A 17,709-nucleotide genomic window follows, 5' to 3' on the forward strand; every position below is an offset into this window, starting at 1 on the left:
CCAAAAACTATTTCATTCAATTTGCTATTCACGGTGATAAGGATGATTTGTTGTGATACTCCACGCGCGATAGAGGCTTTCAGCAACCAGCACTCTTACCAGCGGATGTGGTAAGGTTAATGGCGATAAAGACCAGCTTTGCTCGGCAGCACTTTTACAGGCAGGGGCTAAACCTTCCGGCCCACCAATCAGTAAACTCACGTCACGCCCATCCTGCTTCCATAACTCTAACTGTTGTGCCAATTGTGGTGTTTCCCAAGGCCTACCGGGAATGTCTAAAGTGACAATTCGATTACCTTTACCCACGGCTGACAACATGAGTTCACCTTCTTTTTCCAGAATGCGTTTAATATCCGCATTTTTACCGCGTTTTCCCGCGGGAATTTCTGTTAATTCAAAAGGCATATCTTTGGGGAAACGACGGATATAGTCATTAAATCCTGTCTGTACCCAGTCGGGCATTTTTGTCCCTACTGCGATAAGCTGCAGTTTCACCCGTTAACTCCAGAGCTTCTCAAGTTCATAGAGTTGGCGGCTATCTTCCTGCAATACATGAACCATGACGTCGTCCAGATCGACTACCACCCAGTCACCGGCATTTTGCCCTTCAATACCCAGAGGCAGCATACCCGCCTGACGAGCAGATTGAACAACGTGATCGGCAATTGACAGAACATGTTTGCTGGAGGTACCAGTACAAATAATCATACAGTCAGTAATGCTGGATGATTTACTGACATCAATACTGACGATATCCTGGCCTTTCAGATCTTCTATTTTATCAATAACAAATGATTGGAGCTCACTACCTTGCAAAGGTTCCCCTCCTGATAAAAATCTCTTCAAATTATAAGTAACATCTTACCCGATAACGGGCGCGGCAACATCGGTGCCAGCCACCGCGATATAATAAAATGGACTTAATGAATTTTTGTGTTTTTAACCGATGGCGGATAATAGCATGATTCCAGCCTCAGCGGTATAAGCCCTGTTGTTCTATATACTGTTGTACTGCCGGTGGCAGCAGGTCATCGAGGCTAATGCCATTATGTTTACGCTGGCGAATATCAGTAGCAGAAATATCCAGGAGTGGCGTATGGGCAAGATAGATAAGACCATTGGCCTGTTGCTTTAGATCGTCAATATGCGTAGTACGATGTTGTTGCAGCCAGCGCTCCAGTTCTGGTGTATCCAGTTTATCTGTATAGCCGGGGCGGGCACAGACTAAAAGATGACAGTAATCTAATAGCGACTGCCAGCGATGCCAGTAGTGAAGCGTTAGCAGAGAGTCCTGACCAATGATAAAGGCCAGTGGGATTTTTGTTCCCTGTTCACTACGAATTTCTTCCAGCGTATCAATCGTATAAGAGGGTGCCAGACGATGCAGTTCACGTTCATCCACCGAAAAGAGGGGATTACCTGCAACGGCCAGTTTAACCATGGTTAATCGTTGTTGAGTATTGGCCTCTGGCTGTGGCCGATGGGGTGGTACATGGTTAGGTAGCAGGGTAATACGATTAAGACCAACTTCCTGAGCCAGGGCCTCAACGGGTTTTAAATGTCCGTAATGAATGGGATCAAAGGTACCACCAAATAAGGCATGGATGGCCTCACCGCTTTCTATCCTGTCAGACATCTAAACGCGCCTCAGATAAGGGTTTGCCGCACAGCAGCATCATAAGACTTTCCAGACCATCCCAAATAGACTGGCCGAAGTCCTGTTTTACAATTAACTCAAGCTGGGTGAGCAGGGCGACAGCCTGATTCAGTTGGACTGCTGTGAGTCGCTGTAAAGCTTGCGTTAACAAAGGGCGCCGATTTTGCCATATCTTTTGTTGATCGAATAGTGTTCTGAGCGGGGTTTGTTGCATTTTTCTTTGTAAATTCAGAAGCTGCAATAATTCCCGTTGCAGTGTACGGATCAAAATCAGTGACTCGGTCTCTTCCAGACGCAACTGATGAAGGATATGAAAGGCTCTTTTAGCTTTTCCCGCCAGAATGGCATCAATCCAGTGGTAGGGGGTAAAGTGAGCAGCATCGTTAACCGCCTGTTCAACCCGTGGCAGAGTAAGTTTACCGTCAGGATAAAGTAGCGAAAGACGTTCAAGTGCCTGAGAAAGCGCCAGCAGATTGCCTTCATAGCAGTAACACAAGAGTTGTATTGCGGCTTCATCAATCGTTAACTTAAAGGTTTTAGCGCGTTGAGCAACCCAACGGGGCAGATGCGCCTGCTCTGGTGTTAAGCAACTGACATAAACACTGTGTTCTCCCAATGCTTTAAACCAGACGCCGTTTTCCTGAGCTTTAGTTAGCTTAGGCCCACGCAGGATGAGTAAAATATCAGGGTTCAGCAAGGTTGCTAATTGTGTTAACTGCTCGCCAATGGCTGCATTAGCGCCATTATCAGGAAATTGAAGGGTAAATATTTTTCGGCTGGAGAAAAGGCTAAGAGACTGGAATTCAGTAAAGATAGATTCCCAATCGGTTTGCGGCCCCAGGTCGTAGCTAAAATTCTCATTAAAACCCTGGGCTAATGCAGCCCGACGAGTCGCATCCTGACTCTCTTCCAGCAATAGAGGTTCATTGCCATACAGTTGATAACAACTGCGCAGCTCTTCATGGAGCTGCGCGTTGAGTTGCTCAGGATAGAGTCGAATCATTGAACCGTAACGGCACCGTGAGCTGGAGTAGCTGGCTGCTCGTCTGATTCATTTTCTGGTTGTTCAGTGGTTTGAACGGTAATCAGTTTACGTACCAGTTGTTGCGCCAGCTGCTCTCTCATTTCCTGATAAAGCATGTCTTCTTCAGCATCTTTTGCCAGAGCGGTTAATGGGTTATCAAAAAATGAACGGAATACTTTAGCATTAATATTATAAATGCCTTTCCCCGGAAGCATGACCTGAGCGCTACTTTGCATCACCATTTGATATTCAGCCGTAGTACCATTCTGGAATATTGAGACGGTATCCCTGAATGAACTGGCTCCGCCAAGGCGAAGTGATGGTGTAGATTTTAGTGTTTTTTCATCGACAGTCGAACTATCAACGATAGTTACACCACTCTGGCGCAGTTGGCTACGTACAGCCCGGGTCATTGGGCCATAAGGATCCGGAGTATCCAGAATCAGAGTATTTAAATCATGCGGTACATTAGTGGTACCGCGTAAGTTAAACCCGCATCCGGCAGTGACCAGCACTGCCATAGCAACCATGATTGTTACAATAGGATGTCGCACATATACTCCTTGGCTTAACCTACAACCAGATTTAAAAGTTTTCCTGGAACATAAATCACCTTACGAATAGTGACGCCATCCAGATATTTAGCAATTTGAGGATCGGCCATCGCAATCGCCTTAACCTGTTCTTCGGTAATATCAGCGGCTACGGTGATTTTGCTCCGGACTTTACCATTAACCTGAACGACCACCAACTTCTCGTCTTCAATCATCGCGGCTTCATCGGCAACTGGCCATGGTGATGAATCGATATCACCCTGACCACCCAGAGATTGCCACAGGCTGAAACAGATGTGTGGGGTGAACGGATAAAGCAGGCGAATAACGGCCTGTAATGCTTCCTGCATTAGCGCACGATCTTGCTCACTTTCTTGCGGCGCGCGGGTTAATTTATTCATCAACTCCATGACGGCAGCAATGGCAGTGTTAAAAATCTGACGGCGACCAATATCATCATTCACTTTAGCGATGGTTTTATGCAGGTCACGACGCAGTGCTTTTTGCTCATCGTTCAGAGCTGCAACATTCAGCACTGCAACAGCACCTTTTGACAGATGGTCATAAGCCAGACGCCACAAACGTTTCAGGAAGCGGTTAGCGCCTTCAACGCCGGACTCTTGCCATTCCAGGGTCATTTCAGCCGGGGAGGCAAACATCATAAACAGGCGCACAGTATCTGCACCGTATTTTTCCACGATATCCTGTGGATCTATGCCGTTGTTTTTAGACTTCGACATTTTAGCCATGCCGCTGTAGACCAGCTCACGACCCTCTTTATCGAAGGCTTTAATGATGCGCTGTTTATCATCACGCTCTACGGTAACTTCGCCTGGAGCAATCCAGATGCGCTCACCGGTACCAGCGGTGTAGTAGAAGGCATCGGCTAATACCATTCCCTGACACAGCAGGCGTTTCGCTGGCTCATCAGATGTAACCATACCGGCATCACGCAGCAGCTTGTGGAAGAAACGGAAATACATCAGGTGCATGATGGCATGTTCAATACCACCAACATATTGATCGACCGGTAGCCAGTAGTTGGCTGCCGCTGGATCCAACATGCCTTTATCATATTGAGGGCAAGTATAACGAGCGTAATACCAGGAAGACTCCATAAAGGTGTCAAAAGTGTCGGTTTCACGCAGCGCTGGCTGGCCCTTATAGGTAGCTTTCGCCCATTCAGGATCGGCTTTAATTGGGCTGGTGATACCATTCATGGTGACATCTTCCGGCAGGATAACCGGTAGCTGATCTTCTGGCGTTGGCACCACGGTGCCATCTTCCAGTGTCATCATTGGAATTGGTGCCCCCCAATAACGTTGACGGGAAACGCCCCAGTCACGTAAGCGATAATTGATTTTACGCTCACCCACGCTCATGGATACCAGCTTATCTGCAATAGCATTGAAACTGGCATCATAATCCAGGCCGTCAAACTCGCCGGAGTTAAACAATACGCCTTTTTCTGTGCTGGCTTGATGGCTTAAGTCTGGCGCTGTACCTTCAGCGGTTAAAATAACCGGTTTAATCGGTAGGCTATATTTGGTGGCAAATTCCCAGTCGCGCTCGTCATGGCCCGGAACCGCCATAACGGCACCGGTACCGTAATCCATCAGGACAAAGTTAGCGATCCAGACAGCCAGTTTTTCACCGGTTAAAGGGTGAATAACATAGAAACCGGTAGCAACCCCTTTTTTCTCCATAGTAGCCATTTCAGCTTCGGCCACTTTGGTATTCCGGCATTCATCAATAAATGCGTTCAGAGCAGGGTTGCTTTGTGCTGCGCGTGCAGCCAGTGGATGACCGGCGGCGATAGCCACATAGGTCACACCCATAAACGTATCCGGACGAGTGGTATAGACAGACAGGCTGTCATCAGAACCATCAACAGCAAATTTGATTTCCACCCCTTCAGAGCGACCAATCCAGTTACGCTGCATGGTTTTGACTTGCTCTGGCCAGCTTTCAAGGGTATCCAGGTCGTCTAACAGCTGATCGGCATAGGCGGTAATTTTAATAAACCACTGAGGGATCTCTTTACGCTCAATTGGCGTATCACAACGCCAGCAGCAGCCATCGATAACCTGTTCATTAGCCAGTACGGTTTGGTCGTTTGGACACCAGTTTACCGCCGAGGTTTTTTTGTAAACCAGGCCTTTTTCATACAACTTGGTGAAAAACCACTGCTCCCAGCGATAGTAGTCAGGATCGCAGGTCGCCAGTTCACGACTCCAGTCATAGCCAAAACCTAACAGTTTTAACTGGTTTTTCATGTAGGCAATATTTTCGTAGGTCCAGGGTGCCGGAGCGGTGTTGTTTTTAACCGCTGCACCTTCAGCAGGCAGGCCAAATGCATCCCAGCCGATTGGTTGTAGCACATTTTTGCCCTGCATACGCTGGTAACGAGAAATTACGTCGCCGATAGTGTAATTACGCACGTGACCCATATGTAGTCGCCCCGAAGGGTAAGGCAACATGGAGAGGCAGTAATATTTTTCTTTCGTTGGGTCTTCAGTGACCTGAAAGGTTTTGTTTTCTTGCCAGTGGTTTTGTACGTGAGATTCAATATCTTCCGGGCGGTATTGCTCTTGCATGGCGACGCATCGTCCTTCTGTTTTAATTTGCTAAATGACTAGCAGTAGCATTTATCTGCAATTGGGAAATAGATCCCCATAGGATAGCCGATAAGCGTCGGCCTCAACAATACTCAAAAGCATGGTAAATGATTTTTATGTTAAATATTTATCGTAAAACAGGAAGTGACCTTCAGTTATCGGACTCTGAAGGTGATTTTATCTGCGATGATTGATTCTCCCGATAGTAAAACAGGCTGGCAATCAGACAGAGCGAGTAGCCAAATAGCTCTGCTCCTTCTTCAACGGCAGCTTTGATGTTATACATTAAGAATCGAGACTGGTCCGGATGCAGGTTGTACCATAGGTATTTCATCCCAAACAGTCGGGAAAAAACCAGAATACACACCAGGCCAGAGATCATAAAACCATAGTTGGGTGAGGTGGTGAAATTAGCCAATTGCACCAGCGCGCTCTTCATATTCAAAGCAGTATAAAGCAGACAAATAGCAGCAACCAGTAATGACGGATAGATCCAGAAGCCATGATCAATCATATCCAGAAAACTATCGAATTCGCGGATGAACATACAGATAAAAAAGCCAGCAATTAATATGCTTGAGTACCTGATATCGGCTTTTTTCCATGCCAGACTTAAAAACAATATGATGCTGATAAACAGCATTGTTTCCTGAGAAATCTCAACGAATGAGAGTTCATCCAATTGATTACCTATCAGTTTAATGTCAAGAAACATCATTCCGGTAGATATCGCCGCAGCCAGAGAGTAAAGCAAAAATTGCTTTATGGCGCGATACAGGATTGAAAGCTCAGTTTGCATAAAGATTCACAGTCATTAATGGGCGCTTTGGTATAATAACGGTAAGGGAGTGTATCAAAGTGGGATGATTATACAAAGGCTCTGTATAACAGAGCCTTTGGGTATTGAATATCAATCTTAGTGCAGGATTTTTGCCAGAAAGTCTTTGGCGCGATCGGATTGAGGATTATTAAAGAAGTCATCCTTTTTGGTGTCTTCGATAATTTTACCTTCATCCATAAACAGAATGCGGTGCGCTACTTTTTTGGCAAAGCCCATTTCATGGGTAACCACCATCATGGTCATTCCTTCGTAGGCCAGTTCAACCATGACATCCAGAACTTCGTTAATCATTTCCGGATCGAGTGCAGAGGTTGGCTCATCAAATAGCATAGCAATAGGGTCCATACACAGCGCACGGGCAATGGCTACACGCTGTTGCTGTCCGCCGGAAAGCTGGCTTGGAAACTTATTGGCATGGCTGGTTAAACCAACACGATCCAGTAATGCTAACCCCTTTTTCTGCGCTTCATCTTTGCTGCGGTTGAGCACTTTAATTTGTGCCAGAGTCAGGTTCTCAATAATCGACAGATGTGGAAACAACTCAAAGTGCTGAAACACCATACCAACCCTGGCACGTAACTGGGCCAGATTGGTTTTAGGATCGTTAACCGCAATGCCATCAACCAGAATGGTTCCCTGCTGAATTGGTTCCAGACCGTTAACCGTTTTAATCAGGGTAGATTTACCGGAACCGGAAGGGCCGCAGACTACGACCACTTCACCTTTGTTCACTTCGGTTGTGCAATCTGACAACACCTGAAAACGGTCATACCATTTAGAAACATGTTTTAAGGAAATCATCAAACTGTCGTCCTTTTTTTCAAATAAGTTACAAGTAAGGAGGCGGATAAACAGACAATAAAGTAGACGAAACCAGCAAATAAAACCATCTCAATTTCGGTACCTGAAGTCTTACCGACGTTAGTCGCGCTACGGAAGAAGTCCGCCAGACCGATAACGTACACCAGTGCCGTATCCTGAAACAGGATGATGCCCTGAGTCAGCAGCAGTGGCGTCATAGCTTTAAATGCCTGAGGCAGAATAATCAAACGCATGGATTGCCAGGGGGTCATACCTAAAGCCAGCGCGGCGGAGTTTTGCCCTCTGGCAACGCTCTGTAAACCGGCACGAATAATTTCTGAATAATAAGCCGCTTCAAACAGAGAGAAGGCGATCACTGCGGAGATAAAACGAATATCCGTTTGCGGTGACAGACCCAGAAACTTTTGTAGTATCTGAGGCACAATCAGATAGAACCACATCAGCACCATGACCAGCGGTACCGAGCGGAAGGTATTAACATAAGCCGCAGCAATCCAACTAATCCAACGGAACGGCGGTGGTGCCAGACGGAAAATCGCTAATGCGGTTCCCCATGCGATACCAAATACAATTGCGCTGATAGCAATTTTCAGCGTAACCCACATACCCTCTAACAGATAAGGCATGCTTGGAATAATGGTACTCCAGTCAAATTCAAGCATCATTATCCTCCAAAGGTGCCAGGCAGACGGGTTTTCTTCTCAACCAGCTTCATCAGTCGCATAACAATGATGTTAATCAGTACGTAAGCGATGGTGACGGCGAGGAAGGATTCATAAGCGTAGCCGGAATATTCCAACAGCTTGTTTGCCTGCGCAGAAAGTTCAATCAGACCAATGGTTGATGCTACGGCAGAGTTTTTCACCATGTTAAGCATTTCAGAGGTCAAGGGTGGAATAATAATGCGATAAGCGTTAGGTAACAGCACATGGCGATATGCCTGAGGTAGGGTTAGCCCTAATGCCAGTGCGGCACCTCTTTGTCCACGAGGAAGTGATTGGATTGCGGTTCTGACCTGTTCACACACCCGGGCACCGGTAAAGAAACCCAGACAGCAGACAGAGACCACAAAGAATTGGATATTTGGGTCCACTTCACCTTTAAACCAGTCACCAATAGATGCCGGTAATAACTCAGGCACCAACAGATACCAGATGAAAAATTGTACAATTAATGGCACGTTGCGAAAGAGTGCAACGTATAAAGTTCCCAATCCGGAAAGGACACGGTTAGGAACAGTGCGTAAAATACCAAACAGCGATCCCAGAATAAACGCCAGAATCCATGAGCATATGGACAGAGCTACCGTGACCTGAAAACCAGCCCATAGCCAATCCAGATAGGTAGTATTTCCAAACGGGGCTTGTTCTAAGAATATTCCCCAGTTCCAGTTTCCAAACATAACTTAGCCCTTATTATTTCTTTTTATCGGCATCCCTTTACGCCAACGTGAGCGTAAAGGGTGCCAACCTAGAGCCGATAACTGCGATGTAACTCTGTTAGTTCAGGGCTTTATCGTTCGGTGCTTTAAACAGTTTTTTCATATCTTCTGACAGTTCGAAGTTCATGTTCAGATTCTTCGGTGGAATAGGCTGCTTGAACCATTTGTCATAAGATTTCTCTGCTGCGCCAGAAGTTTGCGCTTGAGCAATGGTTTCATCCATCAGCTTTTTAAACTGAGCATCGCCTTTACGCAGCATACAGCCATATGCTTCAAAAGATTGTGGCTTGGCAACAATTTCCCACTGATCGGGTTTCTTCGATTTTGCTCTTTCGCCCGCCAGTAAGGCATCGTCCATCATAAAGGCAACCGCACGACCGCTTTCCACGGTACGGAATGCATCACCATGGTCTTTAGCGCTGATAATTTTCATATTCAATTTATCAGTGTCGTTCAGTTTGTTCAGAATAGTTTCAGAGGTAGTGCCTGAGGTTACCGCCACGTTTTTATCTTTCAGATCGGTAAACTCTTTGATGCCAGAATCTTTTGTGGTCAGAAGGCGAGTACCGACCACAAACAGGGTGTTAGAGAAGTCAACTTGCTTCTGACGCTCTACGTTGTTGGTAGTTGAACCACATTCAAAATCAAAAGTACCGTTCTGCAGCAATGGAATGCGGTTTTGAGAAGTAATAGGAATTAATTTGACCTGAAGGTTTGGTAAGTCCAGTTTCTTCTTAACTGCTTCAACAATCAGATTTGAGTAGTCTTGTGAATAACCGACAACATTCTGCTGATTATCATAATAAGAGAAAGGAACAGAAGATTCCCGGTGACCAACGGTAATAACACCCGAGTCCTTGATCTTCTTCAGCGTACCGTCCAAATCCTCTGCGTGGAGCGCCGTACTTGTCAGACCCATTAAAACTAGCGGTAGTGCTAACTTGCGTAATTGCATGACTTACTCCTTCATTGTTATCAGTATGATGTTGTAACCGTTTTTTGTAGCCCATCAGTCAATCCGAAGACCGCCAATGATGTAATTAAAATGTAGTTTAATGCTGTGTTTGTGTAAAACAATTAACACCTTGTTTACCAATAATTTGCACCATTAGTGAGCGAATTCACAGATATGCTTACTTTTAGTGCAAATATGCACCTTATTGGTGCGTGCCATCTTTAACAACCAGAAATTTCAGGATTATTTTCACCCTTTATCCGGCTTCAATAGATATGTAGCAAGGTACGTGCCAAGTCTGAGATATGTTAATTTTTTGTTTAAAATAGGTAGGGGCCAGTAAAAATCACCTGAAAAGAGCAGGCTACAGCAATAACTAATCTGTAGCCCACTGAGTTTTTATTTTAAACGACGGGATAACAACCAGGCGCCACCGGCCAGTAATAGGGTAATTAACCAGACCGGTAACGATCCCCAACGGGCATAAGGTGTCATACCGGTTGTTGGTGCAACCTTCACTTCCAGTACCTGACGCTTAAACTGTGGAATTTGGGCAATTACATCACCGCTGGCATTAATCGCCGCCGTTACGCCATTGTTGGTGCCGCGTAGCATTGGGCGACCCAACTCTAAGGCTCTCATGCGTGCCATTTGGAAGTGCTGCAATGGACCAATGGAATCACCAAACCAGGCATCGTTAGAAATGGTTAACAGGAAGTCGGTATCCGGCTTAAAGTTATCCCTTACCTGCTGACCAATGATCACTTCATAGCAAATAACGCTGGTGATTTTATATCCGGCAACATCAATGGGTGCTTGCAGATAACTGCCTTCGCTAATGGATGACATTGGTAAATCAAAGAAAGCCGCCAGCGGGCGCAGAATCGACTCAAAAGGGACATATTCACCAAAGATAACTAAATGGTGCTTATTATATCGGTTAGCGCCGCCATACTGATAAGGCTGCTGGTTGCCCAAGACAATCAGCGTATTGTAGTAATCAGAACGTTGTGGCGTGGTGCGGTAATCAATAATACCGGTAATCAGGGCTGAATTGTTTTCACGGAAATTTCTATCCAGCATGGATAAGAATGAGGCCTGTCTGGTTTCGATATCCGGAATTGCCGCTTCAGGCCAGATAATAATTCGCGATTTGCCAATATAAGGTCTGGACTCATTGACATAAGCTTCCAGCGTAGGCAGCAGATGGTCAGGGCTCCATTTTAACGACTGGGCAATATTCCCCTGTACTAAAGCTATATCAACGGTACGCTCTGGCTGTTCGGTAAACCATTGTACCTGCTTAAGCGGCCAGGGTAGCAGAATACAGAGCACGGCAATAACGCCGGGCAGAATATGGCGTTGGCAAATGGCAAAGACTAACAGACCGCTGATAGCAACCATCAGCATATTGATAGCATCAACGCCCAGCAGTGGTGCAATACCTTTTAACGGCCCATCTACCTGACTGTAGCCAAACTGCACCCAGGGAAATCCGGTAAAGACCCAGCCGCGTAGAAATTCAGTAACCTGCCAGAGAGCAGGGGCCGCCAGCGCCAGACGCCAGACGGTGGTATTCGGCCAAAAGCGGGCCAGTAACCAACCAAACAGCATCGGGTAAAGGGACAGATACGCCGCCAGCAGTAATACCAGACCAATACTGATGGGCATCGGCAGACCGCCAAACTGGTCGATGCTGACATAAACCCAGTGAATACCGGATAAAAACAGGCCTAACCCCCACCAAAAACCAACTGCCATGGCTTGTTTAGGCGTAAGGTTCAACGTCAGGGCAAGTAAGCCACACAGTGAAACCAGCGCCATTGGCCACAGGTCAAAAGGGGAGAGTGAAAGGGTGCCACAGGCACCTAAAATTAATGCCAGCGGCAATCTAATCCGCTGGGGATCAAAGATATGGGCTACAGTCATGTAATATTTAATCTTCTAACTGTGGTTGTGGCGATTCATTAGGAATCGTGACGTGTACCTGAATAATGCGCCGGCTATCCGCCATAGCAACCTTAAACTGGTAACCCTCAATAGAAATGATCTCTCCCCGTGACGGCAGATGACCAAAGGCTTGCATAACCAGACCACCAATAGTATCAACCTCTTCATCACTGAAGTTGGTAGAGAAGACTTCATTAAACTCTTCTATTGGCGTTAAGGCTCTGACGGTAAACGTATGTCGGCTTAACTGACGTACATCCCGGTCTTCTACATCGTCATATTCATCCTCGATCTCACCAACAATCAATTCAAGAATGTCTTCAATGGTTACCAAACCGGAAACGCCGCCAAATTCATCAACCACAATCGCCATATGATAACGTTGTGAGCGAAACTCTTTCAGCATGCGGTCAACGCGCTTACTTTCGGGTACCACTACCGCCGGGCGAAGAACCTGATCGATAGTGAAAGGCTGAGAATCTTTACTCATAAATGGCAATAAATCTTTTGCCATTAAAATGCCTTCAATATGGTCTTTGTCTTCGCTGATGACCGGAAAGCGTGAGTGGGCTGATTCAATAATCACATCCAGACACTCTTCCAGCGGCTGATTACGTTTTAGGGTAATCATCTGGGAACGGGGGATCATAATATCGCGAACGCGTTGTTCAGCGATATCCATGACACCTTCCAGCATATCGCGGGTATCAGGATCGATAAGTTCGTTTTGTTCTGAATCGCGGATAAGTTCGACTAAGTCGCCGCGGTTTTTAGGCTCGCCATGAAAAAACTGGCCAAGAATCAGTGAAAAAAAGCCCTTTTTGGGTCCCGGGCTATCGTTACTTTGTGAATGATCGTCGCTCATGCATTCTTTATTAGTTAGTTAGACTGCGTCTTTTTCCGAGGCGTAAGGGTCAGGATAACCTAACTCTTGCATAATCTCAGTTTCTAAAGACTCCATTTCTTCCGCATCATCATCAATGATGTGATCATACCCTAACAGATGGAGGCTACCATGAACAACCATATGAGCCCAATGTGCGAGTAAAATCTTATTTTGTTCATCCGCTTCCTTCTCTACGACCTGGCGACAGATGACCAAATCCCCCAACAGCGGCATTTCCATACCGGGTGGGGCCTCAAAAGGAAATGATAGCACATTGGTCGGCTTATCCATTCCCCTATAGGTATGATTAAGCTGGTGGCTCTCTTCAATATCCACCAGACGGACAGTAACTTCTGCCTCCAACTGGAAAGGAAGTACCGCCGCATCCAGCCAGCGTTGAATCTCTTGCTCATCAGGTAATCCCTGAGTATTCTCGCAGGCTATCTGTAAATCTAAAATAACATGGTCCATATCTGCCTTCGATTATTGCGCGTCGGGCTCAGAGATTTGCTGATATTCGCGTTTGCGTTGCTCGGCCAGCGCATCTTTACGTTTCTGGTCTTCGGCTTCCCATTCTTCATAGGCGATAACGATACGGGCGACCACCGGGTGTCTGACCACGTCTTCACTATGAAAGAAGTTAAAGCTGATTTCATCAACGTTGGATAATACCTCAATCGCGTGACGCAAACCGGACTTTTGATTTCGCGGCAGGTCGATTTGTGTGACATCACCGGTGATCACTGCCTTAGAGTTAAATCCAATGCGGGTCAGGAACATCTTCATTTGTTCAATGGAGGTGTTCTGGCTTTCATCCAGAATAATAAACGCATCGTTTAATGTACGGCCACGCATATAGGCCAGAGGAGCCACCTCGATAACGTTACGCTCCATCAGTTTTTCGACCCGTTCAAAACCCAGCATTTCAAACAGTGCGTCATATAATGGACGCAGGTAAGGGTCAACTTTCTGGCTTAAGTCACCGGGCAGGAACCCCAGCTTTTCTCCGGCCTCAACGGCCGGCCGGGTGAGCAATATTCTGCGGATCTCCTGACGTTCCAGCGCATCAACCGCTGCGGCAACCGCCAGATAGGTTTTACCCGTACCGGCAGGACCAATACCAAAGGTAATGTCATGGTCGAGAATATTGGCAATATACTGAGCCTGGTTTGGCGTGCGGGGTTTAATCATTCCCCGCTTGGTTTTGATGATCACCGCTTTGCCATACTCAGGTACTGAATCGGCAATTTGTTCTAAAACGCCGGACTCTTTAATGGCTAAATGTATTTGGTCGGGTTCAATATCAGGAATGATTCCGCGTATTGGCGCGGTATCCACATAAAGCGTAAGAAGAATATCTTTAGCCACCTCAACACAGGAAGCTTTGCCAACCAGAGTAAATCGATTATCGCGACGGTTGATTTCAATACCAAGGCGCCGTTCCAACTGTTTGATATTGTCATCAAATGGACCGCATAAGCTCTTCAGGCGCTCGTTGTCTACGGGTTCCAGTGAAACTTCCAGAGTATCAATCTTCAAGTAGTACCTCTTAATCTCGCGATGTGATTAATGAATAAGAATGCTTTTTATACAGCGCTATTTATCTTTAATTATAGATAACTTACATCATTATTCATGTGGGATCTCAAATTCGCAACTATTGAAATAAATTCGATAAAATCACGTTTATGGAGAAACGGAATGAGTCAGTGGCCACCGCCGGTTGCCGTAATACACTGATAGAGGAACCAGGCAACTGAGCAGGCGGCTACGGCAGCCAGAATAAACAGAATGACCAGAACGGGAGATGAGCGTTTATTGATATAAAACAGCAAGACCCCCAAAACCAGCAGCAAAATACACAGTAAGCCGATGGTTGGTAGAATGATCATGCCCATGTTTGACTTTCCCTGTGTCTGATTAACGCTAAATATGGTAAAGAGATAAGCTATTTTAAAACATCATGGCAATCAGTCGCTGCTGCTTACCATGATGCTTTAATACGAAAAGCGACCTTATTGAGGCTGATAAACACCTACGCCTAAGTCATCTTCTTTACGGGTACGGGCAATCACCTCTTCTGGTGATGCCTGAACGCGTAGGTTCATCTGATCTTCGGTTCTTACCAGCTTACCGCGCAGGGAGTTGGTATAAACATCGACAATTTCTACGTCAACAAATTTACCAATCATATCCGGAGTGCCTTCAAAGTTAACCACCCGGTTATTCTCGGTACGGCCGGACAGCTCCATAACGCTTTTACGTGATGTGCCTTCTACTAAGATTCGTTGAATACTGCCTTGCATACGACGGCTGTACTGCATGGCCTGCTGATTGATTCGTTCCTGTAGAATGTACAGACGCTGCTTTTTTTCATCTTCCGAGACATCATCTACCATATCGGCCGCCGGTGTTCCCGGACGGGCGGAGAAGATAAAGCTATAGCTCATATCGAAATCAACATCGGCAATCAGCTTCATGGTTTGTTCGAAGTCTTGCAGGGTTTCACCCGGGAAGCCAACGATAAAGTCAGAGCTGATTTGCAGGTCCGGACGCGCCGCACGCAGTTTGCGAATAATGGCTTTATATTCCAGCGCGGTATGGGTTCTGCCCATCATATTTAAAACGCGGTCAGAACCGCTTTGTACCGGAAGATGCAGGAAGCTAACCAGCTCAGGGGTATCTTTGTACACTTCAATGATATCGTCAGTGAACTCAATGGGATGGCTGGTTGTAAAGCGAATACGGTCAATACCATCGATACTGGCCACTAAACGTAGCAGGTCTGCAAAGGTACAGATACCGCCGTCAAAAGCGGGGCCCCGGTAGGCATTAACGTTTTGGCCCAGCAGATTTACTTCCCGCACGCCTTGTGCGGCCAACTGTGCGATTTCGAATAACACATCATCGCTCGGGCGGCTCACTTCTTCACCGCGGGTATAAGGCACCACGCAGTAAGTACAATATTTGTTGCAGCCTTCCATAATGGAAACGAAAGCGGTAGGGCCTTCGGCTTTAGGCTCTGGTAAACGATCGAATTTCTCGATTTCCGGAAAGCTGATATCAACCACCGGACTGCGGGTACCGCTGGCTTTATTGATCATTTCCGGCAGACGATGCAGGGTTTGCGGCCCAAAAATTACATCGACAAAAGGTGCGCGTTGACGGATGTGATCCCCTTCCTGAGATGCCACACACCCACCGACGCCAATAATAATGTCGGGCCTGGTGTCTTTAAATGATTTCCAGCGACCAAGCTGATGGAATACCTTTTCCTGCGCTTTTTCACGAATAGAGCAGGTGTTCAGCAATAGAACATCCGCCTCTTCAGCATCTTCGGTCAGCTGATAGCCATGGGTGCTTCCCAGTAAATCGGCCATTTTAGATGAATCGTATTCGTTCATCTGACAGCCCCAGGTTTTTATATACAGTTTCTTGGTCATAGACTCGCTACTCAGTACAGGTTAAACCCTATGCAGGGCGCGTATTGTAATAGTTTGTTGTTCCCGTGACCAGCTTAAGGATCGCTTCAACGCTGAAGGAATTGTAAAAATCCGGTACACTCTGTGGCAGTAAGGATTAGCGCGGTGTGATAACAAGATGAAAAAAACAATAAAACAGTATGATGCCATTGTTGTCGGCGGTGGAATGGTTGGCGCAGCGACTGCCCTTGGTTTAGTTCAAGCCGGCTGGTCGGTGGCGCTAGTCGAACATGACAGCCCGGCGGCTTTTTCTCCCGACAGTGAACCCGATGTACGGGTTTCAGCCATTGGTTGTACTTCAGTTAATCTGCTAAAGCGATTAGGTGCATGGGATAATATTGCATCCATGCGGATTACCCCTTACCGCAAGCTGGAAACCTGGGAGTGGAACGAGTCTAAAGTGGTCTTTGATGCCGTTTCGCTATCATTGCCTGAGCTGGGCTATATGGTAGAGAACCGACTCATTCAACTGGGTTTATGGCAACAGTTTGAGCATTGGCCTTCATTAGCATTACATTGTCCTGCTCGCTTAGTTTCGGTTATGCCATCAGAATCTGATGCAACAATGAAACTGGTGAGATTGGATAATGGCGAATGCCTGAGTGCGCCATTAGTCATTGGGGCAGACGGCGCAGACTCTGCGGTAAGAAAGTTTGCCGGTATCGGATTAACCGGCTGGCAATATCGTCAGTCCTGTATGCTGATAACCGTTGAGACTCAGCAGCCTCAGCAAGATGTAACCTGGCAGCAATTTTACCCTTCAGGCCCGCGTGCTTTTTTACCGCTGTTTGGACAATACGCCTCTCTGGTGTGGTATGACTCCCCATCACGTATTCGCCAGTTGCAATCGCTCTCTATGACAGAGCTGGAGAAAGAGGTTCTGCGCGAATTCCCACAGCGTCTGGGGACGGTAAAAGTGAAAGCCGCAGGATCATTTCCGTTAATTCGCCGCCATGCTCAACGTTATTATCAATCGGGTACGGTACTGGTAGGGGATTCAGCCCATACCATTAATCCTCTGGCGGGGCAGGGGGTTAATTTAGGCTATCGTGATGTGGATTGCTTATTACAGGTATTGCTGGAAGCGCGTAAGACAGGGGAAGCGTATGGTTCTGATGCGGTTTTAAGCCGTTACCAGCGCTGGCGCTACCCGGATAACTTACTGATGCAGTCCGGTATGGATTTATTCTATAAGGCTTTCAGTAATCAGTTACCGCCGCTGCGTTTGGTTCGCAATCTGGCGTTAATGGCGGCAGAACGTTCCGGTAAGCTCAAACAATGGGCATTGAAATATGCACTGGGGCTGTAGTTGCCAGACGATGCTGAATGACAGATAAAAAAAAACTCGCTGATGCGCTGAGGAATCCCCAGTAATGAGCAGGTAAAAAAAGACAGGCATAGAGTTTTGTGATCTACTGATTGTGCTATCAATTCAATGAGATCACCTCTATGCCTGTTTACCAAGTATGTCAGAAGTTT

18 protein-coding genes are annotated in these 17,709 nt (G+C 46.5%); 1 reads left to right on the forward strand and 17 read right to left on the reverse strand.

Features of this window, described 5'->3' with window-relative positions; genetic code table 11:
- Positions 1-24 precede the first annotated feature (24 nt).
- From rlmH to miaB, 17 genes are all read right to left on the reverse strand, one after another.
- A complete protein-coding gene (gene rlmH / locus LPW36_RS12970; protein ID WP_230610251.1) occupies positions 25-495 on the reverse strand; it encodes a 23S rRNA (pseudouridine(1915)-N(3))-methyltransferase RlmH in 471 nt (156 codons plus the stop codon).
- A 3-nt stretch (positions 496-498) separates the two neighbouring features.
- Complete coding sequence (rsfS, locus tag LPW36_RS12975; protein ID WP_230610252.1) at positions 499-816, reverse strand: ribosome silencing factor; 318 nt, start codon at positions 814-816, stop codon at positions 499-501.
- 157 nt (positions 817-973) lie between these two features.
- Positions 974-1,636 carry a nicotinate-nucleotide adenylyltransferase gene (gene nadD / locus LPW36_RS12980; protein WP_230610254.1) on the reverse strand — a complete coding sequence of 221 codons (663 nt, stop codon included), beginning with the start codon at positions 1,634-1,636 and terminating at the stop codon, positions 974-976.
- Positions 1,629-2,660, reverse strand: coding sequence for a DNA polymerase III subunit delta (holA, locus tag LPW36_RS12985; protein WP_230610261.1), 1,032 nt, complete (start codon positions 2,658-2,660; stop codon positions 1,629-1,631). The genes nadD and holA overlap by 8 nt, the downstream gene beginning before the upstream one ends.
- Positions 2,657-3,235, reverse strand: coding sequence for an LPS assembly lipoprotein LptE (gene lptE, locus LPW36_RS12990; RefSeq protein ID WP_230610263.1), 579 nt, complete (start codon positions 3,233-3,235; stop codon positions 2,657-2,659). The genes holA and lptE overlap by 4 nt, the downstream gene beginning before the upstream one ends.
- Positions 3,236-3,249: 14 nt before the next feature.
- Positions 3,250-5,832 (reverse strand): leucine--tRNA ligase, encoded by a 2,583-nt coding sequence (gene leuS / locus LPW36_RS12995; protein WP_230610265.1) that lies wholly within the window; start codon positions 5,830-5,832, stop codon positions 3,250-3,252.
- Positions 5,833-6,004: 172 nt separating this feature from the next.
- Complete coding sequence (locus LPW36_RS13000; protein WP_230610267.1) at positions 6,005-6,652, reverse strand: transporter; 648 nt, start codon at positions 6,650-6,652, stop codon at positions 6,005-6,007.
- Between the two features lie 117 nt (positions 6,653-6,769).
- Positions 6,770-7,495 (reverse strand): amino acid ABC transporter ATP-binding protein, encoded by a 726-nt coding sequence (locus tag LPW36_RS13005; protein WP_108899792.1) that lies wholly within the window; start codon positions 7,493-7,495, stop codon positions 6,770-6,772.
- Positions 7,495-8,178, reverse strand: coding sequence for a glutamate/aspartate ABC transporter permease GltK (gene gltK, locus LPW36_RS13010; protein ID WP_130593673.1), 684 nt, complete (start codon positions 8,176-8,178; stop codon positions 7,495-7,497). The genes LPW36_RS13005 and gltK overlap by 1 nt, the downstream gene beginning before the upstream one ends.
- Positions 8,179-8,180: 2 nt before the next feature.
- Positions 8,181-8,918, reverse strand: coding sequence for an amino acid ABC transporter permease (locus LPW36_RS13015; protein WP_230610269.1), 738 nt, complete (start codon positions 8,916-8,918; stop codon positions 8,181-8,183).
- 97 nt (positions 8,919-9,015) lie between these two features.
- Complete coding sequence (locus LPW36_RS13020; protein WP_230610271.1) at positions 9,016-9,912, reverse strand: glutamate/aspartate ABC transporter substrate-binding protein; 897 nt, start codon at positions 9,910-9,912, stop codon at positions 9,016-9,018.
- A gap of 399 nt (positions 9,913-10,311) precedes the next feature.
- The gene (lnt, locus tag LPW36_RS13025; protein ID WP_230610273.1) at positions 10,312-11,841 is read right to left on the reverse strand and encodes an apolipoprotein N-acyltransferase; all 1,530 of its coding nucleotides are present in this window, start codon (positions 11,839-11,841) and stop codon (positions 10,312-10,314) included.
- Between the two features lie 7 nt (positions 11,842-11,848).
- A complete protein-coding gene (gene corC / locus LPW36_RS13030; protein ID WP_230610275.1) occupies positions 11,849-12,727 on the reverse strand; it encodes a CNNM family magnesium/cobalt transport protein CorC in 879 nt (292 codons plus the stop codon).
- An 18-nt stretch (positions 12,728-12,745) separates the two neighbouring features.
- A complete protein-coding gene (gene ybeY / locus LPW36_RS13035) occupies positions 12,746-13,219 on the reverse strand; it encodes an rRNA maturation RNase YbeY (RefSeq protein WP_230610281.1) in 474 nt (157 codons plus the stop codon).
- Between the two features lie 12 nt (positions 13,220-13,231).
- The gene (locus LPW36_RS13040) at positions 13,232-14,287 is read right to left on the reverse strand and encodes a PhoH family protein (protein WP_230610283.1); all 1,056 of its coding nucleotides are present in this window, start codon (positions 14,285-14,287) and stop codon (positions 13,232-13,234) included.
- A gap of 167 nt (positions 14,288-14,454) precedes the next feature.
- Complete coding sequence (locus tag LPW36_RS13045; protein ID WP_230610285.1) at positions 14,455-14,646, reverse strand: hypothetical protein; 192 nt, start codon at positions 14,644-14,646, stop codon at positions 14,455-14,457.
- Between the two features lie 117 nt (positions 14,647-14,763).
- Entirely contained in the window at positions 14,764-16,191 is a 1,428-nt protein-coding gene (gene miaB / locus LPW36_RS13050) for a tRNA (N6-isopentenyl adenosine(37)-C2)-methylthiotransferase MiaB (protein ID WP_130591800.1), read from the reverse strand.
- A gap of 157 nt (positions 16,192-16,348) precedes the next feature.
- On the opposite strand from miaB, the gene ubiF reads away from it, so the two are divergent.
- Positions 16,349-17,539, forward strand: coding sequence for a 3-demethoxyubiquinol 3-hydroxylase (ubiF, locus tag LPW36_RS13055; RefSeq protein ID WP_230610287.1), 1,191 nt, complete (start codon positions 16,349-16,351; stop codon positions 17,537-17,539).
- The last annotated feature ends 170 nt before the right edge of the window (positions 17,540-17,709 follow it).

Origin of the sequence: Limnobaculum eriocheiris (assembly GCF_021010575.1) — a bacterium.
GTDB classification, from domain to species: Bacteria; Pseudomonadota; Gammaproteobacteria; order Enterobacterales; family Enterobacteriaceae; genus Limnobaculum; species Limnobaculum eriocheiris.